At 60.3% G+C, this 25,638-nt stretch carries 25 protein-coding genes; 14 read left to right on the top strand and 11 right to left on the bottom strand.

Going from position 1 to position 25,638, the window contains the following annotated elements; translation table 11 throughout:
* Positions 1-156 precede the first annotated feature (156 nt).
* The 3 genes from OC71_RS20535 to OC71_RS20545 all read right to left on the bottom strand — a co-directional run bounded on the left by OC71_RS20535 (position 157) and on the right by OC71_RS20545 (position 3,286).
* On the bottom strand, positions 157-1,815 hold the full coding sequence (locus tag OC71_RS20535; protein ID WP_041072885.1) for a cation acetate symporter: 1,659 nt from the start codon (positions 1,813-1,815) through the stop codon (positions 157-159).
* Positions 1,812-2,123 carry a DUF485 domain-containing protein gene (locus tag OC71_RS20540; protein ID WP_041072887.1) on the bottom strand — a complete coding sequence of 104 codons (312 nt, stop codon included), beginning with the start codon at positions 2,121-2,123 and terminating at the stop codon, positions 1,812-1,814. The genes OC71_RS20535 and OC71_RS20540 overlap by 4 nt, the downstream gene beginning before the upstream one ends.
* Positions 2,124-2,434: 311 nt before the next feature.
* Positions 2,435-3,286 carry a glycine betaine ABC transporter substrate-binding protein gene (locus tag OC71_RS20545; RefSeq protein ID WP_041072889.1) on the bottom strand — a complete coding sequence of 284 codons (852 nt, stop codon included), beginning with the start codon at positions 3,284-3,286 and terminating at the stop codon, positions 2,435-2,437.
* A gap of 301 nt (positions 3,287-3,587) precedes the next feature.
* Here OC71_RS20545 and OC71_RS20555 point away from each other — a divergent pair, with 301 nt between their 5' ends.
* Entirely contained in the window at positions 3,588-5,183 is a 1,596-nt protein-coding gene (locus OC71_RS20555) for a beta-1,6-glucan synthase (RefSeq protein WP_041072891.1), read from the top strand.
* Between the two features lie 93 nt (positions 5,184-5,276).
* On the opposite strand, the gene OC71_RS20560 is transcribed toward OC71_RS20555, so the two are convergent.
* Positions 5,277-5,645 carry a hypothetical protein gene (locus OC71_RS20560; RefSeq protein WP_041072892.1) on the bottom strand — a complete coding sequence of 123 codons (369 nt, stop codon included), beginning with the start codon at positions 5,643-5,645 and terminating at the stop codon, positions 5,277-5,279.
* Positions 5,646-5,868: 223 nt separating this feature from the next.
* On the opposite strand from OC71_RS20560, the gene OC71_RS20565 reads away from it, so the two are divergent.
* A complete protein-coding gene (locus OC71_RS20565; RefSeq protein WP_041072894.1) occupies positions 5,869-7,167 on the top strand; it encodes a serine/threonine protein kinase in 1,299 nt (432 codons plus the stop codon).
* A complete protein-coding gene (locus tag OC71_RS20570; protein ID WP_041072896.1) occupies positions 7,160-7,948 on the top strand; it encodes a VacJ family lipoprotein in 789 nt (262 codons plus the stop codon). The genes OC71_RS20565 and OC71_RS20570 overlap by 8 nt, the downstream gene beginning before the upstream one ends.
* 177 nt (positions 7,949-8,125) lie before the next feature.
* Here the strand turns inward: OC71_RS20570 and OC71_RS20575 are convergent, their stop codons facing one another.
* Positions 8,126-9,040, bottom strand: coding sequence for a DUF808 domain-containing protein (locus tag OC71_RS20575; RefSeq protein WP_041072898.1), 915 nt, complete (start codon positions 9,038-9,040; stop codon positions 8,126-8,128).
* Between the two features lie 134 nt (positions 9,041-9,174).
* On the opposite strand from OC71_RS20575, the gene OC71_RS20580 reads away from it, so the two are divergent.
* Entirely contained in the window at positions 9,175-9,780 is a 606-nt protein-coding gene (locus tag OC71_RS20580; protein WP_007969638.1) for a TetR/AcrR family transcriptional regulator, read from the top strand.
* Positions 9,781-9,908: 128 nt separating this feature from the next.
* On the opposite strand, the gene OC71_RS20585 is transcribed toward OC71_RS20580, so the two are convergent.
* Positions 9,909-10,367 (bottom strand): transposase, encoded by a 459-nt coding sequence (locus tag OC71_RS20585; RefSeq protein ID WP_041072899.1) that lies wholly within the window; start codon positions 10,365-10,367, stop codon positions 9,909-9,911.
* 210 nt (positions 10,368-10,577) lie between these two features.
* Positions 10,578-11,018, bottom strand: a complete 441-nt coding sequence (locus OC71_RS20590; RefSeq protein ID WP_027613943.1) for a heme-binding protein — start codon at positions 11,016-11,018, stop codon at positions 10,578-10,580.
* A gap of 268 nt (positions 11,019-11,286) precedes the next feature.
* Between OC71_RS20590 and gcl the strand changes: the two genes are divergently transcribed.
* The 8 genes from gcl to OC71_RS20630 all read left to right on the top strand — a co-directional run bounded on the left by gcl (position 11,287) and on the right by OC71_RS20630 (position 21,105).
* The gene (gcl, locus tag OC71_RS20595) at positions 11,287-13,062 is read left to right on the top strand and encodes a glyoxylate carboligase (RefSeq protein WP_041072901.1); all 1,776 of its coding nucleotides are present in this window, start codon (positions 11,287-11,289) and stop codon (positions 13,060-13,062) included.
* Positions 13,063-13,238: 176 nt separating this feature from the next.
* The gene (gene hyi, locus OC71_RS20600; RefSeq protein WP_041072903.1) at positions 13,239-14,021 is read left to right on the top strand and encodes a hydroxypyruvate isomerase; all 783 of its coding nucleotides are present in this window, start codon (positions 13,239-13,241) and stop codon (positions 14,019-14,021) included.
* 200 nt (positions 14,022-14,221) lie between these two features.
* The gene (locus OC71_RS20605; protein WP_003222962.1) at positions 14,222-15,115 is read left to right on the top strand and encodes a 2-hydroxy-3-oxopropionate reductase; all 894 of its coding nucleotides are present in this window, start codon (positions 14,222-14,224) and stop codon (positions 15,113-15,115) included.
* Between the two features lie 170 nt (positions 15,116-15,285).
* On the top strand, positions 15,286-16,560 hold the full coding sequence (locus OC71_RS20610) for a glycerate kinase (RefSeq protein WP_041072905.1): 1,275 nt from the start codon (positions 15,286-15,288) through the stop codon (positions 16,558-16,560).
* On the top strand, positions 16,557-17,972 hold the full coding sequence (pyk, locus tag OC71_RS20615; protein ID WP_041072907.1) for a pyruvate kinase: 1,416 nt from the start codon (positions 16,557-16,559) through the stop codon (positions 17,970-17,972). Before OC71_RS20610 ends, pyk begins: the two co-directional genes overlap by 4 nt.
* Before the next feature lie 200 nt (positions 17,973-18,172).
* Positions 18,173-19,087: an urea transporter gene (locus OC71_RS20620; protein WP_041072909.1), complete on the top strand. Its 915-nt coding sequence runs from the start codon at positions 18,173-18,175 to the stop codon at positions 19,085-19,087.
* A gap of 21 nt (positions 19,088-19,108) precedes the next feature.
* Positions 19,109-19,933 (top strand): ion transporter, encoded by an 825-nt coding sequence (locus OC71_RS20625; protein WP_041072911.1) that lies wholly within the window; start codon positions 19,109-19,111, stop codon positions 19,931-19,933.
* Positions 19,934-20,109: 176 nt separating this feature from the next.
* On the top strand, positions 20,110-21,105 hold the full coding sequence (locus OC71_RS20630) for a sulfate ABC transporter substrate-binding protein (RefSeq protein ID WP_041072913.1): 996 nt from the start codon (positions 20,110-20,112) through the stop codon (positions 21,103-21,105).
* A gap of 144 nt (positions 21,106-21,249) precedes the next feature.
* On the opposite strand, the gene OC71_RS20635 is transcribed toward OC71_RS20630, so the two are convergent.
* Entirely contained in the window at positions 21,250-21,870 is a 621-nt protein-coding gene (locus OC71_RS20635; RefSeq protein WP_041072915.1) for a DUF5666 domain-containing protein, read from the bottom strand.
* 243 nt (positions 21,871-22,113) lie between these two features.
* Here OC71_RS20635 and OC71_RS20640 point away from each other — a divergent pair, with 243 nt between their 5' ends.
* Complete coding sequence (locus OC71_RS20640; RefSeq protein WP_041072917.1) at positions 22,114-23,301, top strand: MFS transporter; 1,188 nt, start codon at positions 22,114-22,116, stop codon at positions 23,299-23,301.
* Between the two features lie 54 nt (positions 23,302-23,355).
* On the opposite strand, the gene OC71_RS20645 is transcribed toward OC71_RS20640, so the two are convergent.
* Both OC71_RS20645 and OC71_RS20650 read right to left on the bottom strand, forming a co-directional pair.
* Positions 23,356-23,760: a type II toxin-antitoxin system HicB family antitoxin gene (locus tag OC71_RS20645; RefSeq protein WP_041072919.1), complete on the bottom strand. Its 405-nt coding sequence runs from the start codon at positions 23,758-23,760 to the stop codon at positions 23,356-23,358.
* The gene (locus OC71_RS20650) at positions 23,760-23,972 is read right to left on the bottom strand and encodes a type II toxin-antitoxin system HicA family toxin (protein WP_041072921.1); all 213 of its coding nucleotides are present in this window, start codon (positions 23,970-23,972) and stop codon (positions 23,760-23,762) included. Before OC71_RS20650 ends, OC71_RS20645 begins: the two co-directional genes overlap by 1 nt.
* Before the next feature lie 267 nt (positions 23,973-24,239).
* On the opposite strand from OC71_RS20650, the gene OC71_RS20655 reads away from it, so the two are divergent.
* On the top strand, positions 24,240-25,127 hold the full coding sequence (locus tag OC71_RS20655) for a LysR family transcriptional regulator (protein WP_041072923.1): 888 nt from the start codon (positions 24,240-24,242) through the stop codon (positions 25,125-25,127).
* Positions 25,128-25,231: 104 nt separating this feature from the next.
* Here the strand turns inward: OC71_RS20655 and OC71_RS20660 are convergent, their stop codons facing one another.
* Positions 25,232-25,636, bottom strand: coding sequence for a hypothetical protein (locus OC71_RS20660; RefSeq protein ID WP_041072925.1), 405 nt, complete (start codon positions 25,634-25,636; stop codon positions 25,232-25,234).
* Between the last annotated feature and the right edge of the window lie 2 nt (positions 25,637-25,638).

Genomic DNA, 25,638 nt, shown 5'->3' on the forward strand with positions numbered 1-25,638 from the left:
CGCCGTAAGGGCGGAACCCTAGGAGGCCGTTACCGCAGCAACGGATATGTACCCCATCCCCCACAAAAAAACACAACCCGCTCGATAACCGCCCACAAAAAGAAAATGCCCCGATCTCTCAACCAGGGCATTCCACTCAAACCATGTAACCAGATCTTAGTGCGAAACCGCCCCACTCGCCCCCAACCCCGTCTGCGAACGCACAAACTGCGGGAAGAACAGCGCCCGCTCGTTCTCGGCCGCCGCCGACTTGTCGGTGATCGAGAAGAACCAGATACCGATGAACGCAATAATCATCGAAAACAACGCCGGGTACTCGTAAGGGAAGATCGCCTTCTCGTGATGCAGAATCTGCACCCAGATGGTCGGGCCGAGGATCATCAGACCCACCGCACTCACCAGCCCCAACCAGCCACCGACCATCGCGCCGCGGGTCGTCAGCTTCTTCCAGTACATCGAAAGCAACAGCACCGGGAAGTTGCAGCTCGCTGCAATCGAGAACGCCAGGCCGACCATGAACGCGATGTTCTGGCTTTCGAACAGGATCCCCAGACCAATCGCCAGCACACCCAGGGCGATGGTGGTGATCTTCGACACGCGAATCTCATCCTTGTCGTTGGCCTTGCCCTTCTTGATCACACTGGCATACAGGTCGTGCGACACCGCCGAAGCACCGGCCAGAGTCAGACCGGCCACCACCGCCAGAATGGTCGCGAACGCCACCGCCGAGATGAAACCGAGGAAGATACTGCCACCCACTGCGTCAGCCAGGTGCACCGCCGCCATGTTGTTGCCGCCGAGCAGAGCGCCCGCTGCATCCTTGAAGGCCGGGTTGGTGCTGACCAGCAGGATCGCGCCGAAGCCGATGATGAAGGTCAGGATGTAGAAGTAGCCAATGAAGCCGGTGGCATACAGCACGCTCTTGCGCGCTTCTTTCGCGTCACTCACGGTGAAGAAGCGCATCAGGATGTGTGGCAGACCAGCAGTACCAAACATCAGTGCCAGGCCCAGAGAGAACGCCGAAATCGGGTCTTTCACCAGACCGCCGGGGCTCATGATCGCCTCACCTTTGGGGTGAACCTTGATCGCCTCGGAGAACAGCATGTTGAAGTCGAAGTTGACGTGTTTCATCACCATCAGCGCCATGAACGAAGCACCGGACAGCAACAGCACCGCCTTGATGATCTGCACCCAAGTGGTCGCCAGCATGCCGCCGAACAGCACGTAGAGGCACATCAGGATACCGACCAGAATCACCGCCACGTAGTAGTCGAGGCCGAACAGCAGCTGGATCAGCTTGCCGGCACCGACCATTTGCGCGATCAGGTAGAACGCCACCACCACCAGCGAACCACAGGCAGACAGCGTGCGGATCTGGGTTTGCCCGAGGCGGTAGGACGCCACGTCGGCAAAGGTGTATTTACCCAGGTTACGCAGACGCTCGGCGATCAGGAACAGAATGATCGGCCAGCCCACCAGGAAGCCGATCGAGTAGATCAGGCCATCGTAGCCAGAGGTGAACACCAGCGCGGAAATCCCCAGGAAGGACGCCGCCGACATGTAGTCGCCGGCAATCGCCAGACCGTTCTGGAACCCGGTGATCTTGCCGCCCGCCGCATAGTAGTCAGCGGCCGACTTGTTGCGCTTGGACGCCCAGTAGGTGATGCACAAGGTCGCACCGACGAACACCACGAACATGGCGATCGCGGAAACGTTGAGTGGTTGTTTGTGGACTTCGCCGGTCAAGGCGTCAGCAGCCCAGACAGCCGGAGCGAATGCTGCAATGCTCAAAAGAGCCAGTAGACGCCGGATCATTGCTGAGCCTCCTTGAGAATCGCATTGTTCAGGTCGTCAAACTCGCCATTGGCGCGTCGCACGTAGATACCGGTCAGGACGAAGGCCGAGACAATCAGCCCGACACCGATCGGAATGCCCCAGGTAATCGAAGACCCGGGGCTGAGTTTCGCTCCGAGCACTTGCGGCCCGTAAGCAATCAACAGGATGAATCCGGAATACAGCCCGAGCATGATCGCCGAGAGTATCCAGGCGAATTTTTCTCTTTTTCTCACCAGCTCCTTGAAGCGCGGGCTGTTTTGAATCGAGAGGTAAATGCTGTCGTTCATTGTTTTTATCCTCGCAGCACAGATTATTGTTGGAACGTATCCACTGTATGCGGCTGCGGAACGGCTTCCAGACGACCTTAGTATTAGAACGACATGACGTTTTCGCCAATTTTCGGACGCTAATTAGCCGAAAGAATTGGAAAGCGGCTTTGAGACAGCCGTAAACCCTGCAAGACGGGACTTGTCGCTGGAAACAAATGTGGGAGCGAGCTTGCTCGCGAAGGCGTCGTGTCAGCCAACATTTCTGTCAACTGTTATACCGCTTTCGCGAGCAAGCTCGCTCCCACAGGGGTCAGGCGTTGTTGGTACTTTTATTTGGTCCAGTCAGCCACGCGGTCCGGGTGCTTGGCGACCCAATCCTTGGCCGCCGCGTCAGGCTTGGCGCCGTCCTGGATGGCCAGCATGACTTCGCCGATCTCGTCTTTCGACGCCCACTGGAAGTTTTTCAGGAACTTGGCCACTTCCGGTGCCTTGGTAGCCAGTTCTTTGCTACCGATGCTGTTTACGGTTTCAGCCGCGCCATACACGCCTTTCGGGTCGTCAAGGAAGCGCAGTTTCCACTTGGCGAACATCCAGTGCGGCACCCAACCGGTGACGGCAATCGATTCGTTCTTCTTCTCGGCACGGGTCAGCTCGGCAATCATGCCGGCGCCGGAACTGGCCTTGAGGGTGTATTTGTCCAGACCGTAATCCTTGATCGCCTGATCGGTCTTGAGCATCACGCCCGAGCCGGCGTCGATGCCGACGATGCGGTTCTTGAAGCTGTCATCGGTCTTGAGGTCTTCGATCGATTTCGCCTTGACGTACTCCGGCACGATCAGGCCGATTTTCGCATCCTTGAAGTTCGGGCCGTAATCGACGACCAGATCCTTGTTCTTCGTCCAGTATTCGCCATGGGTCACCGGCAACCAGGCCGAGAGCATCGCATCGAGTTTGCCGGTGGCCACGCCCTGCCACATGATCCCGGTGGCGACGGCTTGCAGCTTCACGTCGTAGCCGAGTTTTTGCTTGATCACCTCGGCCGCCACGTGGGTGGTCGCGACGCTGTCGGACCAGCCGTCAACGTAACCGATGTTCAGGGTCTGTTTTTCAGCGCTGGCGAATGTGGAACTCATCGCAAGCACCAGAGCGGCACCTGCGCCTAAAAGTCGTCGCATCTTCATCGTTTACTTCCCCGAAATGCTGCGCCCGACGGATGCCGGGCATCGTCAACGTATTGTTATGGTGCACAGCGCCCCCATCACGCCTGACCGCAAACTCGTCCGAACATCAGTCGTCTTTTCTATAAGGGTACTGACGCTTTCGATCATCGGCCTGACGCCAAACGCGACCTGCTCTGTCAGCGACCTCAATACACCGAGAAACGACATCAGAAGGCCATTAATCACCTCTGAATAATTGGCGCCAGACAATCCGCCCGAACTTTGCATGTGCAAATCATGCAGGCCACCAACCCGCGGATAAATGCAGGTAACATGCGTCGCTTTGCAGCCACTCGGCCTGACCATGTCCGCGACCTCCCGCTTCCCGCTTGTTCCTTATCTCTTTGCTTGCCTGCTCGGCCTGTTGGCCCTCGGTGGCTTCTGGTACGGCCTCGGCAAACCGGTGATTCTGCCGGATGCCGCAACCCCGACGCACAAATTGCAATGCGCCTCCTACACGCCGTTCGACAAGGATCAGTCGCCGTTCGACGTGCCGTTCAAACTGCGCCCGGAACGCATGGACGCCGACCTCGCCCTGCTGGCGACGCGCTTCGAATGCATCCGCACCTACTCGATGACCGGCCTCGAAGCCCTGCCGCAACTGGCGCGCAAGCACGGTCTGAAGTTGATGATCGGCGCCTGGGTCAACAGCAACCCGGCGGACACCGAGAAAGAAGTCGACCTGCTGATTGCTTCGGCCAACGCCAACCCGGATGTGGTCAGCGCGGTGATCGTCGGCAACGAAGCGTTGCTGCGCAAGGAAGTCACCGGCGCGCAACTGGCGAAGCTGATCAACAAGGTCAAAAGCCGTATCAAGCAACCGGTCACTTATGCCGATGTCTGGGAGTTCTGGCTCAAGCACCCGGAAGTCGCGCCGGCGGTGGATTTCTTGACCATTCATTTGCTGCCGTACTGGGAAGATGATCCGTCGAATATCGATGTCGCCCTGCAACATGTGGCGGATGTACGCCAGGTGTTCGGCAACAAATTCGCGCCCAAAGACGTGATGATCGGCGAGACCGGCTGGCCCAGCGAGGGTCGCCAGCGCGAAACCGCTCTGCCAAGCCGGGTCAACGAGGCCAAGTTCATTCGTGGTTTTGTCGCGATGGCCGAGAAGGAGGGCTGGCATTACAACCTGATCGAAGCCTTCGACCAGCCATGGAAGCGTGGCAGCGAAGGTGCAGTCGGCGGTTACTGGGGCCTGTTCGATGCCGATCGCCAGGACAAGGGCGTGCTCGCCGGGCCGGTGACCAATGTGCCCTACTGGAAGGCATGGCTGGGCGTCGGCGGCCTGATTTTCCTCGCCACACTGCTGCTCGGCGGCCGGGTGCGCACCACCCGATCGGCATTGATCCTGCCGCTGCTCGGTGCGCTGGCCGCCTGCTCGATCGGCGCCTGGGGCGATCTGGCGCGAGTAACCACGCGGTTTGCCAGCGAATGGCTGTGGGTCGGCATGCTGACGGCATTGAATCTGTTGGTGCTGGCACATGCCGCGCTCAGCCTGAGCGCCCGCCAGGGTTGGCGTGAACGCGCGTTCAGTCTGCTGGAACGCCGCGCCGGATGGCTGGTTGCCGTGGCCGGTTTTGCGGCAGCGGTAATGATGCTGGAGATGGTCTTCGATGCGCGTTATCGCAGCTTCGCCAGCATGGCGTTCATTCTGCCGGCGCTGGTGTATGTGTGCCGCCCGGTCAGCGTGCCGCGTCGGGAAATCGCCCTGCTGACCTTTATCATCGGCGCCGGCATTGCGCCGCAGCTGTATGAAGAAGGCTTGTTGAATCAGCAGGCGTGGGGCTGGGCGCTGGTCAGCGGGTTAATGGTGGCGGCGTTGTGGCGCTGTCTGCGGGTTCGCAGTCGCTGATTAGCAGCAAGATCAAAAGATCGCAGCCTTCGGCAGCTCCTACAGGGTTCACTGCCCCTTGTAGGAGCTGCCGAAGGCTGCGATCTTTTTCTGTCAGGCGCTGCGGGATGCCCGGACCAGCCGCAATCCGGCAATCACCACCGCAAACACCGCCAGCGTCGTGTTGTACAACGCCAGCGCCGGCAACCCGAACACCAGCGCCAGCACCGCCAGCCACCACCCTGCCCGCCCCGGCAGCACAAAACCCAGCAGCGCCGCACCCAGCGCGGTCCAGCCCAACACCTTGAAGTGAATCATCAGCCCCAGGTTCGAACGCACCGTGCATTCCCAGCGGCTCGCCTCATCGACGCAGATGCCGACCCACTGCCCATCCTCCATGAAGCCATAACGCGCGCCATAACTGGCGGCCAGCCACAGCGGCAACAGCACGAGCAGCAGAATCACGGGCAAGCGGCGGGACATGAATCTCTCCAATCAACGAAATCGGCGGCCAGCTTAATCTGCCCGCACGCATTGGCAAGCACTAACAACTGTTAACTGGTCATCCGCGCCTTGCAGAGTGTATCGTCCAGCTACTATTACTCCGAATTCTGCCTGTTTGGTGCCGAGGCATGGCACTTTGGCGCAAGCCCGGTGGTCATAGCCTGCGAACTTCATTCGGCACCTTCCTTTAAGGGATCCAGTCATGCTCCGTTCCTTGCGCTTCGCCGCGCTCTTCAGCGGCCTTATTCTGAGTGCGTCCGCACTGGCGGTGGATATCGATGCCGCCAGTTATGGCTATCCCCTGACCAACCCGTTCGAGGCGACCATCGCCACCACGCCACCGGACCTGCGTCCAGAATTGCCGTCGAACGACGAGATCAATCAGTCCGACCACAGCATCACCCTGCGCCCGGAACGGGCCTTCATCCTCCCGGACAACTTCTGGCCGGTGAAAAAACTCACCTACCGTATCGCCGAGCAGGACAAACCGGCGCCGCTGATCTTCCTGATCGCCGGCACCGGTGCGCGTTATGACAGTTCGCTCAATGAATACCTGAAAAAGCTTTATTACAAGGCCGGCTACAACGTCGTGCAGTTGTCGTCGCCAACCAGCTTCGACTTCATCAGCGCCGCTTCACGCTTTGCCACCCCGGGCATCACCAAGGAAGACGCCGAAGACATGTACCGGGTGATGCAAGCCGTGCGCGCGCAACATCCGAAACTGCCGGTCACCGAGTACTACCTCAGCGGCTACAGCCTCGGCGCGCTGGATGCCGCGTTCGTCGCCCACTTGGACGAGACCCGACGCAGTTTCAACTTCAAGAAAGTCCTGCTGCTCAACCCGCCGGTCAACCTCTACACGTCCATCAGCAACCTCGACAAGCTGGTGCAGACCGAGGTGAAGGGCATCAACAACAGCACCACTTTCTATGAACTGGTGCTGAACAAGCTGACCCGCTACTTCCAGCAGAAAGGCTACATCGACCTCAACGACGCCCTGCTCTACGACTTCCAGCAGTCCAAACAGCACCTGACCAACGAGCAGATGGCGATGCTGATCGGCACCTCGTTCCGCTTCTCGGCCGCCGACATTGCCTTCACCTCCGACCTGATCAACCGTCGTGGCCTGATCACCCCGCCGAAATTCCCGATCACCGAAGGCACCAGCCTCACGCCGTTTCTCAAGCGTGCGCTGCAATGCGACTTCGACTGCTACCTGACCGAACAGGTGATCCCGATGTGGCGCGCCCGTACCGACGGCGGCAGTCTGTTGCAACTGATCGACCAGGTCAGCCTGTACGCGCTCAAGGATTACCTGCACGACAGCCCGAAAATCGCCGTCATGCACAACGCTGACGACGTGATTCTCGGCCCTGGCGACCTGGGTTTCCTGCGCAAGACCTTCGGCGATCGCCTGACTGTTTACCCACTGGGCGGCCATTGCGGCAACCTTAACTACCGCGTCAACAGCGACGCCATGCTGGAGTTCTTCCGTGGCTAAATATCTCCTGCTGATTGCAGCGCTCCTCAGTGCAGGCGTGGCCCAGGCCGACAACAGCAAAGCCAACGCGCCAGTGGTGGTCGACAGCGACGGCTTCAAGGAGCCGCTGTCCAAACTCAAGTTCAACCCGGGGCTGGACCAGCGTGAGTTCGAACGCTCGACACTCAACGCGCTCAACGTCTATGACCCGCTTGAGTCATGGAACCGCCGCGTCTACCACTTCAATTACCGCTTCGACCAATGGGTGTTCCTGCCGGTGGTCGACGGTTATCGCTACGTGACGCCAAGCTTCCTGCGCACCGGAGTGAGCAACTTCTTCAACAACCTCGGCGACGTGCCAAACCTGGTCAACAGCCTGCTGCAGTTCAAGGGCAAGCGCTCGATGGAAACCACCGCGCGCCTGTTGCTCAACACCACCATCGGCATTGCCGGCCTGTGGGACCCGGCGACCGCCATGGGCCTGCCGCGCCAGAGCGAAGACTTCGGTCAGACCCTGGGTTTCTACGGCGTACCGGGCGGCGCCTACTTCGTTTTGCCGATTCTCGGCCCGTCGAACATCCGCGACACCGCCGGCCTGGCCGTGGACTACACCGCCGAATCGGCGATCAACTACCTGAACGTGTCGAAAGTCAGCGAAAACCACCCAGAAATCTGGGCCCTGCGTGCAGTCGACAAGCGCTACCAGACCAACTTCCGCTACGGCCAGATGAACTCGCCGTTCGAGTACGAGAAAGTGCGCTACGTCTACACCGAGTCGCGCAAGCTGCAGATTGCCGAGTAGCTTCAGCGGCAACAAAAAAAGGGCCATTCGATGCGAGTCGAATGGCCCTTTTTCATGGCACAACCAGGATCAAACTGTGGGAGCGAGCTTGCTCGCGAATGCGGTGAATCAGTCAGCATATTCTTCGACTGGCACACCGCATTCGCGGGCAAGCCCGCTCCCACAGGGTTGTTGTGTTCAGCCTTTGATCGCGCACCAGATTTTGCCGACGGCCGAAACCACCGCCAGCACTGCCGCGCCCGCGATAATCCCCGCTACGCCATTGAGCAACACAGGCACGGCAAACCCGGCACTGCCAGCCGCTGCACCGACACTTTCAATCCAGTGATGCACCACCGGAATACCGTGGGTGAGGATGCCGCCACCGACCAGGAACATCGCCGCCGTGCCGATCACCGACAGGCCTTTCATCATGTACGGCGCGGCGCGCAGGATCGCGTTGCCAATGCTTTTTGCTGCTGCACCCGATTTCCGGGTCAGCCACAGACCCAGGTCGTCGAGCTTGACGATGCCGGCCACCAGACCATAAACGCCCACGGTCATGACGATGGCGATGCCCGACATGACGATCACTTGCTGGGTCAGCGATGCGTCGGCCACGGTTCCGAGGGTGATGGCGATGATTTCCGCCGAGAGGATAAAGTCGGTGCGGATTGCGCCTTTGATCTTATCCTTCTCGTAGGCCACCAGATCGGTGGTCGGCTCGGCCACCGCCGCGCTCAGTTGCGCGTGGTCGGCATCATCTTCGGCCTTGCTGTGCAGGAACTTGTGCGCGAGTTTCTCGAAACCTTCAAAACACAGGTACGCGCCGCCGACCATCAACAGCGGCGTCACCAGCCACGGCACAAATGCGCTGATCGCCAGCGCCGACGGCACCAGAATCAGTTTGTTGACGAACGAGCCCTTGGCCACCGCCCAGACCACGGGAATTTCCCGCTCGGCGCGAACCCCGGAGACTTGCTGGGCATTGAGCGCCAGATCATCGCCGAGTACCCCGGCGGTCTTCTTCGCGGCCATTTTGCTCATCAACGCCACATCATCCAGAACGGTGGCAATATCGTCGATCAGCACCAGCAAACTGCTTCCTGCCATGAATCGTGTTTCCTTATGTGAATAATGCCGCGCAGCATACCGCGACTGCGGGCCACACGGGGCATTCTTGAGCCATGCGCGAGGCCGGTGCTACCATGCGCAACCGCCAGAACAGGCAAGGAACCACCGGGTTTATGAGCACAATCCGCGAGCGCAACAAAGAACTGATCCTGCGTGCCGCCAGTGAGGAATTCGCCGACAAGGGCTTCGCTGCGACCAAAACCAGCGACATCGCCGCCAAGGCAGGATTGCCCAAGCCCAACGTTTACTACTACTTCAAGTCCAAGGAAAACCTCTACCGCGAGGTGCTGGAAAGCATCATCGTGCCGATCCTGCAGGCCTCGACCCCGTTCAACCCGGACGGCGTGCCGAGCGAAGTGCTCAGCGGCTACATCCGCTCGAAGATCCGCATCTCCCGCGACCTGCCCTTCGCCTCCAAGGTGTTCGCCAGCGAAATCATGCACGGCGCCCCGCACCTGAGCGCCGACCTGGTCGAGCAGCTCAACAGCCAGGCCAAGCACAACATCGACTGCATCCAGAGCTGGATCGACCGTGGCCAGATCGCCCCGATCGACCCCAACCACCTGATGTTCAGCATCTGGGCCGCGACCCAGACCTACGCCGACTTCGACTGGCAGATCTCTGCAGTTACCGGCAAGGACAAGCTGGACGAGGCGGATTACGAGGCGGCGGCGCAGACGATTATCCGGTTGGTGTTGAAAGGGTGCGAGCCGGACTGATAGACCGCGGTGACCCTATCGCTGGCAAGCCAGCTCCCACAAGGATCTGTTTCGTTCGCAAAGTTTGTGTTCAACACAAGAACCTGTGGGAGCTGGCTTGCCAGCGATGGCGGCAGCTCGGTATCAATTCAAACCCAGATAGCATCCCACAGCGGATAATCACCTAGCCTTTCGACCAATCCTGCCCGCAATGGATTGGCCACCACATAGCGCGCCATCTTCACCAGATCATCTTCCCGCCTCAATGCACGGTCATGAAAACCCTGCTGCCAAAGCGGCCCGCTACGGCCGATGGATAAATTCACTTCTCTGGTTATCAGCGACTTGGTTTCACCCATCAGCCTTCTGAGCGAACAGTTTTCCAGCACAACGAGCCAATGAAAATGATCCGGCATGACCACCCACGCCAGTGACTTTGCCAATCCAAGCTCTTGTGCCCGCCGAAATCGACGAACGACCAATCTGCCCAAAGCGAAGTCAGCAAAGATCGGCTCGCGATCAAGTGTATTGGTTGTCAGTAGATAGATGCGATTGGGCTCGGCATAGCGGCCGGTTCGCAGACGATGTGAAGCGGGAAGATCAGGCAATCCATTGCCCCTTCATGATGAGTTCATCAGAAGGCTAGACCTCAATGATCTGTTTGATTGGTGTGGTCTTTTTTCTTGATGTGTCAGACAGGCCGCCATCGCTGGCAAGCCAGCTCCCACAGAGCTTTGTGTCGATCACAAATCGTTGCCCAATACAAAACCTTGTGGGAGCTGGCTTGCCAGCGATGACTTTCGATCAGCCGCTAAAGATCAAGCCGCCACCCCCGCATCCGCCCGCAAATCCAGCGCCTCCACCGCTTTGATCGCCACCTGCTCATCAATATCCGACAGATCGCCGCTGATGCCGATCGCGCCCAGCACATTCCCCGCCTGATCACGAATCAACACGCCGCCCGGGGCCGGGACGACGCTGCCCTGGCCCATGCTGTTGAGTGCGGCGATGAAGGCCGGGCGTTGTTGGGCGTCCAGCGCCAGCAGGCGTGAGCCCTTGCCCAGGGCGATGGCGCCCCAGGCTTTGCCGATGGCGATGTTCGGGCGCAGCAGGCTGGCGCCGTCTTCGCGTTGCAGGGTGATCAGGTGGCCGCCGGTATCGAGTACCGCGATGGTCAGCGGCGCGGCGTTGATCCCGCGCCCGGTGCTGATGGCTTCGTTGACCAGGTTGACTGCGACTTTCAAGGTTAAAGCGCTCATGGTGCCGTCCTCATTTTGTTATTGGGAAAGTCGTGGAGCTGCGCGGTTGTGCCGCAGCCCGATGCCACAAATAGAACACAATGAGTTATTTTTTTGTATACAATAATTCTCGAAAAGCGCCACATGCGACGAAAAGCCACAGTAAAAATGGCTTCCGACGAATGAAACAGGCGCTTGAGAAAATGGATTGACCTGCGCCGTCCGCCGTGAATACACTCTGCGCAAAGCCACTTGTATACAATTACAAAACGTAAAGAGGCACAAAACCATGAGCAAAATGAGAGCAATCGAAGCCGCCGTTCTGGTGATGCGCCGTGAAGGGGTTGATACCGCTTTTGGCATTCCGGGTGCAGCGATCAACCCGCTGTACTCCGCACTGAAAAAAGTCGGTGGCATCGATCACGTCCTCGCTCGCCACGTCGAAGGCGCGTCGCACATGGCCGAGGGGTACACCCGCACCAAGGCCGGCAACATCGGCGTGTGCATCGGTACGTCCGGCCCGGCCGGTACCGACATGGTCACCGGGCTCTACAGCGCCTCGGCCGACTCGATCCCGATCCTCTGCATCACCGGCCAGGCACCCCGCGCCCGTATGCACAAGGAAGACTTCCAGGCGGTCGATATCACCAGCATCGTCAAGCCCGTCACCAAGTGGGCGACCACCGTTCTGGAGCCGGGCCAGGTGCCTTACGCGTTCCAGAAAGCCTTCTACGAAATGCGCTCCGGCCGTCCAGGCCCGGTGCTGATCGACCTGCCGTTCGACGTGCAGATGGCTGAAATCGAATTCGACATCGACGCCTACCAGCCACTGCCGCTGGCCAAACCGACCGCGAGCCGCGTTCAGGTCGAAAAGGCGCTGGCGCTGCTGGATCAGGCCGAGCGTCCATTGCTGGTAGCCGGTGGCGGCATCATCAACGCCGACGCCAGCGATTTGCTGGTGGAGTTCGCCGAGCTGACCGGTATTCCGGTGATCCCGACCCTGATGGGCTGGGGCACCATTCCTGACGATCACCCGCTGATGGTCGGCATGGTTGGTCTGCAGACGTCGCACCGTTACGGCAATGCCACGATGCTCAAATCCGATGTGGTGCTGGGCATCGGTAACCGCTGGGCCAACCGTCACACCGGTTCGGTCGACGTCTACACCGAAGGTCGCAAGTTCATTCACGTTGACATCGAAGGCACGCAGATCGGCCGTGTGTTCACCCCGGACCTGGGTATCGTGTCCGACGCTGCTGCGGCGCTGACCGTGTTCATCGAAGTCGCCCGCGAATGGCAAGCCGCCGGCAAGCTGAAAAACCGCAGTGCCTGGCTGCAGGATTGCCAGCAGCGCAAGGCCAGCCTGCAGCGCAAGACCCACTTCGACAACGTGCCGGTCAAGCCGCAACGCGTTTACGAAGAAATGAATCAGGTGTTCGGCAAAGACACCTGCTACGTCAGCACCATTGGTCTGTCGCAGATTGCCGGCGCGCAGTTCCTGCACGTCTACAAGCCGCGTCACTGGATCAACTGCGGCCAGGCCGGGCCGTTGGGCTGGACCATTCCGGCAGCGCTGGGCGTGGTCAAGGCCGATCCGAACCGTAAAGTCGTGGCCCTGTCGGGGGACTATGACTTCCAGTTCATGATCGAGGAGCTGGCGGTCGGCGCTCAGTTCAAACTGCCTTACATCCACGTCGTGGTGAACAACTCGTACCTGGGCCTGATCCGTCAGGCCCAGCGCGGGTTCGAAATGGACTACTGCGTGCAGCTGTCCTTCGATAACCTGAACGCGCCGGAACTCAACGGTTACGGTGTCGACCACGTCGCAGTCGCCGAAGGCCTGGGCTGTAAAGCGCTGCGTGTGTTCGAACCGGCGGACATCGCCCCTGCCCTGCGCAAGGCCGAAGAGCTGATCGAAGAGTTCAAGGTGCCGGTGATCGTCGAAATCATCCTGGAGCGTGTGACCAACATCTCCATGGGGACCGAGATCAACGCCGTCAACGAATTCGAAGACCTGGCGCTGGTCGGCAACGACGCGCCAACGGCGATTTCGCTGCTCGACTAACTGCTGACCGCTCCCACTGTGGGAGCAAGCCATGTGGCGAGGGAGCTTGCTCCCGCTCGGCTGCGAAGCAGTCGTGAAGCTTTTGGGGTCGCTTCGCGCCCCAGCGGGAGCAAGCTCCCTCGCCACACAGGCTCGCTCCCACAAGGGGGACCTCACAAGATTTACGGGAGACCACCATGCCGCGTTTCGCAGCCAACCTGTCCATGCTGTTCACCGAACAGGATTTCCTTGCCCGTTTCGACGCCGCCGCCAAGGCCGGTTTCAGTGGTGTGGAATACCTGTTCCCGTACGACTTCAGCTCTGCCGAAATCAAGGCAAAGCTCGAGGCCAACGGGCTGACCCAAGTGCTGTTCAACCTGCCGGCCGGTGACTGGGCCAAGGGCGAGCGCGGTATCGCCTGCCTGCCGGATCGGGTTGAAGAGTTCCGTGCCGGGGTCGATCTGGCGATTGCCTACGCGCAAGTGCTGGGCAACACCCAGGTCAACTGCCTGGCCGGTATCCGCCCGCAAGGCGTCGACGATGCCACTGTGGAAAAGACCTTCGTCGCCAACCTCAAGTACGCCGCCGACAAGCTGCAGGCGGCGGGTATCAAACTGGTGATGGAAGCGATCAACACCCGCGACATCCCGGGTTTCTACCTGAACAACACGGCGCAAGCCCTGTCGATTCGCGAGCAAGTTGGCAGCGCCAATCTGTTCCTGCAATACGACATCTATCACATGCAAATCATGGAAGGCGATCTGGCCCGTACCCTGCAATCGCACCTGGGCGAGATCAACCATGTGCAGCTCGCGGACAACCCGGGGCGCAACGAGCCGGGCACCGGCGAGATCAACTACCGCTTCCTGTTCGAACACCTGGATCGCATTGGTTATCAGGGTTGGGTGGGTTGCGAGTACAAGCCGCTGACCACCACTGAAGCGGGCCTCGGCTGGCTGAAAACTCATAACGCAATCTAAGAACACCACAAAACCCTTGTGGCGAGGGAGCTTGCTCCCGCTCGGCTGCGAAGCAGTCGTAAATCCTGCAAACCGATTTTGTCTGACACACCACAGTGGCTGGTTTTGGGGGTGCTTCGCCCCCCAGCGGGAGCAAGCTCCCTCGCCACAAAGTGTATTCGGCACATTATTTGGCTACACAAAAACAAGAGGATTTTCTCATGGCTAAAATCGGATTTATCGGCACCGGCATCATGGGCCACCCAATGGCTTCGAACCTGCAGAAAGCCGGTCACAGCCTGTTCCTGTCGGCGCACCACGACGCCGCTCCGGCCGATCTGGTCGCCGCTGGCGCCGTCGCCCTGGCCAACCCGCGCGAAGTCGCGCAGGAAGCTGAATTCATCATCGTCATGGTGCCGGATACCCCGCAGGTCGACGACGTGCTGTTCCGCGCCGACGGCGTTGCGGCTGGTATCGGCAAAGGCAAAGTGGTGATCGACATGAGCTCGATCTCGCCGACCGCCACCAAGGCTTTCGCCAAGAAGATCAACGAAAAAGGCGCGCAGTACCTCGACGCTCCGGTATCCGGCGGTGAAGTTGGCGCCAAGGCCGCGACTCTGAGCATCATGGTCGGTGGCGACGCCGATGCCTTTGAACGCGCGCTGCCGCTGTTCCAGGCCATGGGCAAGAACATCACCCTGGTCGGTGGCAATGGTGACGGTCAGACCGCCAAAGTGGCGAACCAGATCATCGTCGCGCTGAACATTCAGGCTGTCGCTGAAGCCCTGCTGTTCGCCTCGAAAAACGGTGCCGATCCAGCCAAGGTGCGTGAAGCACTGATGGGCGGTTTCGCTTCGTCGAAGATCCTCGAAGTGCACGGCGAGCGCATGATCAAGGGCACTTTCGATCCAGGCTTCCGCATCAGCCTGCACCAGAAAGACCTGAACCTGGCCCTGCAAGGCGCCAAGGAGCTGAACATCAACCTGCCGAACACCGCCAACGCCCAGCAAGTGTTCAGCACCTGCGCGGCGATCGGTGGCAGCAACTGGGACCACTCGGCGCTGATCAAGGGTCTGGAACACATGGCCAACTTCTCGATTCGCGACAAGAAGTAATCTGCGCTTCTGGCTCGCTCCCTGTGGGAGCGGGCTTGCCCGCGATGGCATCGACTCGGTCTGCCTGAATGACCGCGGCGCCTGAATCGCTGGCAAGCCAGCTCCCACAAGGATCGCGTCGCTGCACCGTTGTCGTTCCATCCCAATAACAAGAATTCCGGGAGCCCGCCATGTCGGTCGATCCGCAACAACTGCTGCGTGAGCTGTTTGCCACAGCCATCGACGCGGCCCATCCGAACCAGGTCCTCGAAGCCCATCTGCCTGCCGATCGCACGGGTCGGGTGATCGTCATCGGCGCCGGCAAGGCCGCAGCCGCCATGGCCCAGGTGGTCGAGCGCTGCTGGCAGGGTGAAGTATCCGGTCTGGTAGTGACCCGTTACGGTCACGGCGCCCCGTGCGAAAAAATCGAAGTGGTCGAAGCCGCGCACCCGGTACCGGACGCTGCCGGCCTGGCCGTGGCCAAACGCGTGCTAGAACTGGTCAGCAATCTGACTGAAGACGACCGCGTGATCTTCCTGCTGTCCGGCGGCGGCTCTGCCCTGCTCGCCCTGCCGGCTGAAGGCATCACCCTGGCGGACAAGCAGTCGATCAACAAAGCCCTGCTCAAATCCGGCGCGACCATCGGCGAAATGAACTGCGTGCGCAAGCACCTATCGGCGATCAAGGGTGGCCGCCTCGGCAAGGCTTGTTGGCCCGCCACTGTGTATACCTACGCGATTTCCGATGTACCGGGCGACCTCGCCACGGTCATCGCCTCCGGCCCGACCGTGGCCGACCCGAGCACCTCGGCCGAAGCGCTGGCGATCCTCAAGCGCTTCGGCATTGAAGTCCCGGCCTCGGTGCGCAACTGGCTGCAAAGCCCGGAATCGGAAACCGTCAAACCCGGCGATCCAAGCCTGGCCCGCAGTCATTTCCAGTTGATCGCGCGCCCGCAGCAATCGCTGGATGCAGCGGCGGTGAAATGCCGTCAGGCCGGTTTCAGCACGCTGATCCTCGGCGACCTCGAAGGTGAGTCCCGCGAAGTGGCGAAGGTCCACGCCGGCATTGCCCGACAGATCATCAACCATGGGCAGCCACTGGCTGCGCCTTGCGTGATTCTCTCCGGTGGTGAAACCACGGTGACCGTGCGCGGCAATGGCCGTGGCGGGCGCAACGCCGAATTTCTCCTCAGCCTCACTGACAGCCTCAAGGGCCAGCCCGGCGTCTACGCGCTGGCCGGTGACACCGACGGCATCGACGGCTCGGAAGACAACGCCGGCGCAATCATGACCCCGGACAGCTACGCCCGCGCCGCCGCCCTCGGATTGAGCGCCAGCGACGAGCTGGATAACAACAACGGTTACGGCTACTTCGAGGCGCTCGATGCGCTGATCGTCACCGAGCCGACCCGCACCAACGTCAACGACTTCCGCGCCATCCTGATCCTTGAGAACTGCAAATCATGACGCCTGATAAAAAGGTCAAAATCCTCGCCACCCTCGGACCTGCCGTCGATGGCATCGAAGACATCCGTGAGCTGGTCGAGGCCGGGGTCAACATCTTCCGCCTGAACTTCAGCCACGGTGATCACGCCGACCACGCCAAGCGCTATCAGTGGATCCGCGAGGTCGAGCGCCAGCTCAACTATCCGCTGGGGATCCTGATGGATTTGCAGGGGCCGAAACTGCGCGTCGGCAAGTTCGCCGACGGCAAGGTGCAGTTGCATCGCGGTCAGGCGTTCCGCCTCGATCTGGACGCCACACCCGGTGATGAGCGCCGCGTGAACCTGCCGCACCCGGAGATCATCGCCGCGCTCGAAGCGGGCATGGATCTGCTGCTGGATGACGGCAAGCTGCGCCTGCGCGTGGTCACCAAATACACCGACGCGATCGACACCACCGTGCTCGCCGGCGGCGAACTGTCGGACCGCAAAGGGGTGAACGTGCCACAAGCGGTGCTTGAACTCAGCCCACTGACCGCCAAGGATCGCCGCGACCTGAGCTTCGGTCTGGAACTGGGTGTGGACTGGGTGGCGCTGTCGTTCGTGCAACGTCCGCAAGACATTCTCGAAGCCCGCGAACTGATCGGCGACAAGGCCTTCCTGATGGCGAAAATCGAGAAGCCATCGGCGGTTGAGCAACTGCGCGAAATCGCCCAACTGAGCGACGCGATCATGGTCGCTCGCGGCGACCTCGGCGTGGAAGTCCCTGCCGAAAGCGTGCCGCAGATCCAGAAAAACATCATCAGCACCTGCCGCGAACTGGGTAAACCGGTGGTGGTGGCGACGCAGATGCTCGAATCGATGCGTTTCTCCCCGGCCCCGACCCGCGCGGAAGTCACTGACGTGGCGAATGCTGTGGCTGAAGGCGCGGATGCGGTGATGCTGTCGGCCGAAACCGCCTCCGGTGAATACCCGCTGGAAGCCGTGCAGATGATGAGCAAGATCATCCGTCAGGTGGAAAACGGTCCGGACTATCAGACTCAACTCGACGTCAGCCGACCGAAAGCCGAGGCAACGGTGTCCGATGCGATCAGTTGCGCGATCCGCCGCATCAGCAACGTGCTGCCGGTGGCGGTGCTGGTCAACTACAGCGAATCGGGCGCTTCGACGTTGCGCGCAGCACGGGAACGACCGAAAGCGCCGATCCTCAACCTGACGCCGAACCTGCAGACCGCGCGGCGCTTGAGCGTGGCGTGGGGCATTCATTCGGTGGTCAACGATCGCCTGCGTCAGGTCGATGAGGTGTGTTCGACGGCGCTGGAAATCGCCCAGGCGCAAGGCATGGCCGAGCGTGGCGATACGTTGCTGATCACCGCCGGTGTGCCGTTCGGGCAGCCGGGATCGACCAACTCACTGCGGATCGAAACGCTGATCTGACTAGCGACACAAAACCTGTGGCGAGGGAGCTTGCTCCCGCTCGGCTGCGCAGCAGTCGTCGCTTTTAGGGCATGACGGTTTTCACAGAAGAACCGCATTAACCCATGTTGGGGCCGCTACGCGACCCAGCGGGAGCAAGCTCCCTCGCCACAGTTATTGGCAAGACCTTTTGATTTTCCAACTGCCCAGATTTTTTCAACATGCCTGCCAATCATTTCAACACCCACTGCCCCGACTGGGCCGAGGCTTTGCTCAACGGTTTCAGTCAGATATTCCTCCAGCGCCATCCGCTGTGCGGCCTGTTGTGCCTGCTGGCGATCCTGCTCACTGCGCCGGTGCTGTTTGCCGGCGCGCTGCTCGGTGCAGTCGCCGGCCTGCTCACCGCGCAACGGCGCAACTATGCCAAGGCGGATCGTCAGGCCGGATTGTTCAGTTACAACGGCGTGCTGCTTGGCTTGGTGCTCAGCCTGTATTTCCCGTGGTCGCCGATGCTGCCGCCGCTGATTCTGGCGGCCGGTGGCCTCAGTGCGATGGTCACTCAGCAATGGCTCAAACACGTGTACCGCAGCCGATCGATACCGGCCTACACCTCACCGTTTGTAGCAATGAGCTGGGTGTTACTGTTGTTCGCCGAACCGTCTGCGCCGATGACTCACATCGAGATGACCACGCTGAACCTGCTCGCCGCTGAACTGCGTGGACTGGGTCAGGTGATGTTCCTCGGTCATCCGCTGGCCGGCGCGTTGATCGGCATCGGTCTGTTGATCGCCGATCGCCGCGCGTTCTGCTGGGCGCTGCTGGCTTCGGGCATCGGTCTCGCCTCCAGCCTGCTGCACCACGAAACCGCTGCAGCGTTGCTGGGACTGGGCAGTTACAACGCGGTGCTCGCCGCCCTCGCCTTCAGTTCACAGCGTCAACAACCGTGGCTGCCGCTGCTGGGCATCGTCCTGGCGTTGCTGGTCACCCCGCTGTTCGCCGCTCTCGGTCTGGCGACGCTGACCGCGCCATTCATCCTCGCCGGCTGGCTGATCCGTGCCGGGATCCAGATGCTCGGCAAAGCGGCCGTCGACGCCACGCCTTGCGCACAGGGGGACAATCAACCTAGGCTGCGCTGATCTTCAATTCAGGCGTTATCCATGGACAGCAGCAACAGTTGGCGTGAACGGCTTTACGTGATGATTTTCCAGAGCGACACCCTCGCCGGGCGGCGCTTTGACGGCACCCTGCTGTTGATCATCCTCGCCAGCCTGGTGGTGGTGATGCTCGACAGCATCGATAGCATTCACCAGAACTACGCCGATGTGCTGGCCTACATCGAGTGGGGCTTCACAATCATTTTTCTCGGCGAGTACATCCTGCGGTTGTACTGCTCACCGAAGCCGTTGCGCTACGCCTTCAGTTTCTACGGACTGGTGGATCTGCTGGCGATCGTGCCGGGGATCCTGGCGCTGTATTACAGCGATGCGCAGTACCTGCTGATCATCCGGATCATTCGGATGCTGCGAATCTTCCGCGTACTCAAGCTCAGCCCATACCTCAAGCAAGCCAACTATTTGATGTCGGCGCTGCGCGGCAGCAAGCAGAAGATCGTGGTGTTCCTGGTCAGCGTCTGCACCCTGGTGACGGTGTTCGGCACCCTGATGTACGTGATCGAAGGTCCGGAACACGGCTTCACCAGCATCCCCAAAGGCATCTATTGGGCTATCGTGACCCTGACCACCGTCGGCTTCGGCGACATCGTGCCGAAAACCCCGCTGGGCCAGGTGATTTCCTCGCTGGTGATGATTACCGGTTACTCGATCATCGCCGTGCCCACCGGGATCTTCACCGCAGAACTGGCCAACGCCATGCGCGGCGAACAGCTGCAACACGACTGCCCGGTGTGCAAGAAAAGCAGCCATGAACACAGCGCGGCGTTTTGCTCGCGGTGTGGCAGTCAGCTGTTTAAGAAAGTGGAATAAGCACAGAGCTTTTTAATCTTTAAACGACTATGCGTGCCCCGTTATAGTCAGTGGCAATTAAACATCACCCCCTGTAGGAGCTGCCGCAGGCCGCGATCTTTTGATCTTGATTCTCTAAAAACAAAATCAAAGGATCGCAGCCTGCGGCAGCTCCTACACAAAACAAGGAATGCGCAGTGAAAAAACTCTTTGGCGCCTCACTTCTCGCCGCCGGTCTTGCCTTTGGCAGCGTGGCTCAAGCCGCACCGACCCTGCTCAACGTCTCCTATGACGTGATGCGCGATTTCTACAAGGACTACAACACTGCGTTCCAGAAACACTGGCAGGCCGAGCACAACGAAAACATCACCGTGCAGATGTCCTTCGGCGGTTCGAGCAAGCAGGCGCGCTCGGTGATCGATGGCCTGCCGGCTGACGTCATCACCATGAACATGGCAACCGACATCAACGCCCTCGCCGACAACGGCAAACTGGTGCCGGACAACTGGGTCACCCGCCTGCCGAACAACAGCGCGCCGTTCACCTCGGCCACCGTGTTCATCGTCCGTAAAGGCAACCCGAAAGCCCTGAAAGACTGGCCGGACTTGCTCAAGGACGGCGTGCAAGTGATCGTGCCGAACCCGAAAACCTCGGGCAACGGCCGCTACACCTACCTCTCGGCCTGGGGCTACGTGCTGAAGAATGGTGGTGACGAGAACAAGGCCAAAGACTTCGTCGGCAAACTGTTCAAGCAAGCGCCGGTGCTCGACACCGGTGGCCGCGCCGCGACCACCACGTTCATGACCAACCAGATCGGCGACGTGCTGGTGACCTTCGAGAACGAAGCCGAGATGATCGCTCGCGAGTTCGGTCGCGATCAGTTCGAAGTGATCTACCCAAGCGTCTCCGCCGAAGCCGAACCACCGGTGTCGGTGGTCGACAAAGTGGTCGACAAGAAAGGCACCCGCGCCGCCGCCGATGAATACCTGAAATACCTGTGGTCGCCGGAAGGTCAGGAAATCGCCGCCGCCAACTACCTGCGTCCACGGGACCCGGCGGTGCTGGCGAAGTACACCGATCGTTTCCCGAAAGTCGACTTCCTGTCGGTTGAGAAGACATTTGGCGACTGGCGTTCGGTGCAGAAGACCCACTTCAATGATGGCGGGATCTTTGATCAGATCTACAGCCAGTAAGATTTGGCGGACATGAAAAAGGCGACCTCAACAGGTCGCCTTTTTTGTGGCGAACCCCTGTAGGAGCTGCCGAAGGCTGCGATCTTTTGACTTTGATTTTAAAAACCAAGATCAAAAGATCGCAGCCTTCGGCAGCTCCTACAGTTACATCGGCGGCGTGACGCCGTCCTTGCCGGCGGAAATCGATTGCGCGGTCAGCGTGCCGTCCGCGCCTTGCGTGACGAACGTCACGATCTTCACCCCGACCTTGAGCAAACTCCGATCCCCTGGCATCAGGTTGACGATCGGCACATCCTCCGGCACCAGAATCTTCTGCTGCCCGCCCTTGTAGTTGACGGTCAGCACCCGGCCATTGCTCACCACCAGATCACCGACGCTGCCATTGGTCATGCTGCTGCCCTTGGCAAGGTCGAACGGCCGATGGCCGTCGCCGCTGCCGGCCAGTTCCGGCGGGAATACGTGCACTTCCAGCGCCTTGAGCGTGCCGTCCTCTTGCGGCATGGCCGCCGAGCCAATGTAACTGCCGGGTTTGATGTCCTCGATATTGGCCAAGGTGACGGCGCGCACTTTGGTGTCAGCGGTCAATTGAATCACCACGTTCTCGCCGCTGTTGACGTGGACTTTCAACGAGTCAGCGCTGACTCCGGTGATCTCGCCGCGTACGCCGATCCGCATCCCCGGGGCATCCGCAGCCTGTACTGCGCTGGCGCCAAGCAGACCGATCAGGACAATCGTGGTGGTGTGACGCAGCAGCCGACGCAACATGGCAATCCTCCGTTGGTGAACAGTTGAACAGCAGCGGTAAACATAAGCACGCTATCGAAGAAGATGTAAGTGAATGTATCATCGACGCTCTCCGGCCGGACGCAAGGTTCGCCGATGGACGACACCGCGCTTGAAGCCAATCATTCCGCAACGGAATAACTGATATCGATACAAGGCTTCTACCGACACGTCGGTGCGTCCCTTAGCCTCACCGCATTCCCTTTCGCTGGATCGAGAAACCTTATGAACGCTACAACTCACGCAATGACCCGAGGCATGGTGCTGCTGTTCGCCTTCTGCTGCGGTGCCATCGTCGCCAACATCTACTACGCGCAACCGATCATTGGTCTGATCGCACCGGACATCGGCCTCTCCGACACCATGGCCAGCTTCATCGTCTCGCTGACACAGATCGGTTATGCGCTGGGTCTGTTTTTCCTGGTGCCGCTGGGCGACCTGCTGGAAAACCGCCGACTGATGATCATCACCACCGTGGTGGCCATTGCCAGCCTGCTCGGCGCGGCGTTCACCAGTCAGCCGAATGTGTTCTTGCTGATCTCGCTGCTGGTGGGGTTCAGTTCGGTGTCGGTGCAGATCCTGATTCCGCTGGCCGCGCATCTGGCGCCGGAAGAGTCCCGGGGTCGGGTGGTCGGCGGGATCATGGGTGGCTTGCTGTTGGGCATTCTGCTGGCAAGACCGGTTTCGAGCGTGGTGGCTGACCATTTCGGCTGGCGCGCGATGTTCATGATTGCTGCGGCGTTGATGGCAGCGATCAGCGTGGTGCTGGCGCTGACCGTGCCCAAGCGTCAACCGGATCACAGCGCCACATACGGCCAACTGATTGGCTCATTGTGGACATTGCTGCGCCAGCAACCGGTGCTGCGCCAGCGGGCGTTTTATCAGGGTTGCATGTTCGCCACCTTCAGCCTGTTCTGGACCGCCGTGCCGTTGGAGCTGGCGCGTAACCATGGCCTGTCGCAGAGCGAGATCGCGATCTTCGCCCTGGTCGGCGCCATCGGTGCCATCGCCGCGCCGATCAGCGGACGCCTGGCGGACGCCGGCCACACCCGCATCGCCTCGCTGCTGGCCATGCTGTTCGCCAGCCTGAGCTTCTTGCCCGCCTTCATCCACCCGGCCTACAGCGTCATCGGCCTGGCCGTGACCGGCGTGGTACTGGATTTCTGCGTGCAGATGAACATGGTCCTCGGCCAACGTGCGGTCTACTCGCTGGACGCCAAAAGCCGTGGTCGCCTGAATGCGCTGTACATGACCAGCATCTTCATCGGCGGCGCCTTCGGCTCGTCGGTCGCCAGTGCGGTATATGAGCACGGCGGCTGGTTGTGGATCGTAATTGTCGGCAGCGCCTTCCCGCTGCTGGCGCTGGTGCGGTTTTTGAGTGCTTCGCAACGTGGTTCTTTGGCAACTGTGTAGGCATTCAGGTTCGCTCGCACAGGTTGCTCACCGGGCCTGTGGGAGCGATGACGCTTAATACCGAACCAGCTTCTCCATCGCCGCATCCGCCAGAAACGAAGACCGGCTTTTGACATTGTGTTCACGCACATAGCGATCGATGCGCTGGATCACATAGCCTGGCAACGTCACGTTGACCTTCTCGGTCTTGCCCATGTACGGCGAGATATCCAGCTCAAGCATGCCCCAGCCCATGTCGGCAAACTGCGGGTTATTGCGATGGGTCGCTGCCGACGTCGGCATGGGAATCGATTCGCCGTCTGCCGCCATCTCCTGCAGCATGAGATGGGCGACTTCAACGGCTGCGTTGTAAGCGTCCTCGAAGGTATCCCCAGCCGTGACGGCGCCGGGAATGTCGGGTATCTGAATACCGATGGCGGTGTCGTCATCACCCCATTCGATGCAGATCGGATATTGCATTATGGATCTCCCTTGCAGCTGGCTGGCGGGTGGTACAACCCGGCACGCCTCCTGATGCTTTTGACCGTCCCCAGCGGCAAATCCTTTTTCGGGTGGGGAACGGGAATGGTGTACGGGTTGTAACGATGCCTGAAGATGTGATGACTGCCGGTGACTCGATCCAGCGTCCAGCCTGCCTCCTCCAGCTCCTTGATCAATAGCCTGCTTTGCACCTACCGCCTCCTTGCTCCGGCCGAATAAAAGTAACCCTAGAGTTATCTTTACTCAAGCACATGAATCTGCAGAACGACGTTCGGTTGTTTTACCGCATGTGATTGAATGGACGCGGATTACACTCAGCACCCTATTCCCTGTGGGAGCGGGCTTGCTCGCGAAGGCGTCGGATCAGCCAATACATGTGCTGAATGTCAGACCGCTTTCGCGAGCAAGCCCGCTCCCACAAGGGGACTACGACAACTTTCAGATTTGCAGGAAGACTGATGGACCGCCTCGCCGCCATGGAAACCTTCGTCTACGTGGTCGAAACCGGCTCCTTTTCCGCGGCCGCCCGACGCTTGAATATCGGCCAGCCCGCCGTGTCGAAAACCATCGCTCAGCTGGAAAAACGCTTGGCTGTGAGCCTGTTGCTGCGCTCGACTCGCGGCCTGACCCCGACCGAAGCCGGACTGGCGTTTTTCGAGCGGGCCAGACGCGCCATCGACGAAGCCAACGAAGCCGATAACGCCGCCCGTGGCAGCGCCAGCGGTTTAAGCGGCAACCTGCGGATCAGCGCGGCGGTGACTTTCGGCCGCCTGCACGTCGTGCCGCAACTGGGTCCGTTTCTCGATCAGCACCCGCAATTGAACATCGACCTGATGCTCGATGACCGCAATATCAATCTGGTCGAAGAAGGTATCGATGTCGCCCTGCGCATGGGCCCGCTCAGCGACTCTGGTCTCACCGCGCGCAAGATCGCCGACTGTCGCCGCGTAGTGCTCGGCAGCCCGGCCTACTTCGCCTGCCACGGCGAGCCGAGCTGCCCTGCCGATTTGGATAAGCACCAAGGCATCGTCTACAACCTCAGCGGCGGCGCCACCTGGACCTTCACTCAGGGCAGCGAACAACAGACGCAAACCCTCACCGGCCGCCTGCGGGTCAGCGCCGCCGAGGGTTTGCGTGCAGCCGTGCTGGCCGATCAGGGCCTGACCATCGCCTCGCAATGGATGTTCGCTCCGGAGCTGGCAAGCGGCGCGGTCAGGGCGGTGTTGAGTGACTGGGTATTGCCGGATCAGGACTTGTGGGCGGTGTTTCCCACGGGGCGGATGGTCAGTGCGAAGGCGCGGGTGTTTGTGGATTATGTGCAAGGGTTGTTGACCAGCGAACTTTGAAAACAGCAGATCAAAAGATCGCAGGCTTCGCCAGCTCCTACAGGGACATCATCAATGCCCGGCAACACACAAAAAAACGGCGATCCAGAGATCGCCGTTTTTCATTACTGCCCGAACTGTTTGCCCAACCCCGGCGGCACGCCGTGGATGTCGGTGTCTTCCCACGGGCCGTTGGGGCTGATTGAGCGGGTCCAGCCGTTGTTCCAGCGGAAGTAGGTGCGCTGGCGGTAGAAGGTGTTGGGCTGGTCGTCGAGGACGTAGACGCCGAGCTTCTGGTCCCAGTGGCTGTTGCCGCCCGGTGGCGGGGCGAAGCTGGCCGAGGTGCGCGGGACTGGCTTGGACGGTTTGGCCGGGATGCTTTTTCCGGGTGTCGGCGAGGTCGACGGGGTCGGGCTCGGTTGTGACGGCGGGATGGGTGGCAGGTTGGTGGTCGGTTCAGGTCGGTGCACCGCACATGCGCTCATGCTCAAGGCCAATGTAATGACGGTGATGCGGGCGAGGCTGTGCATGG

The organism is Pseudomonas sp. W15Feb9B (assembly GCF_000828175.1).
In the GTDB taxonomy this organism is placed as follows: Bacteria; Pseudomonadota; Gammaproteobacteria; order Pseudomonadales; family Pseudomonadaceae; genus Aquipseudomonas; species Aquipseudomonas parakoreensis.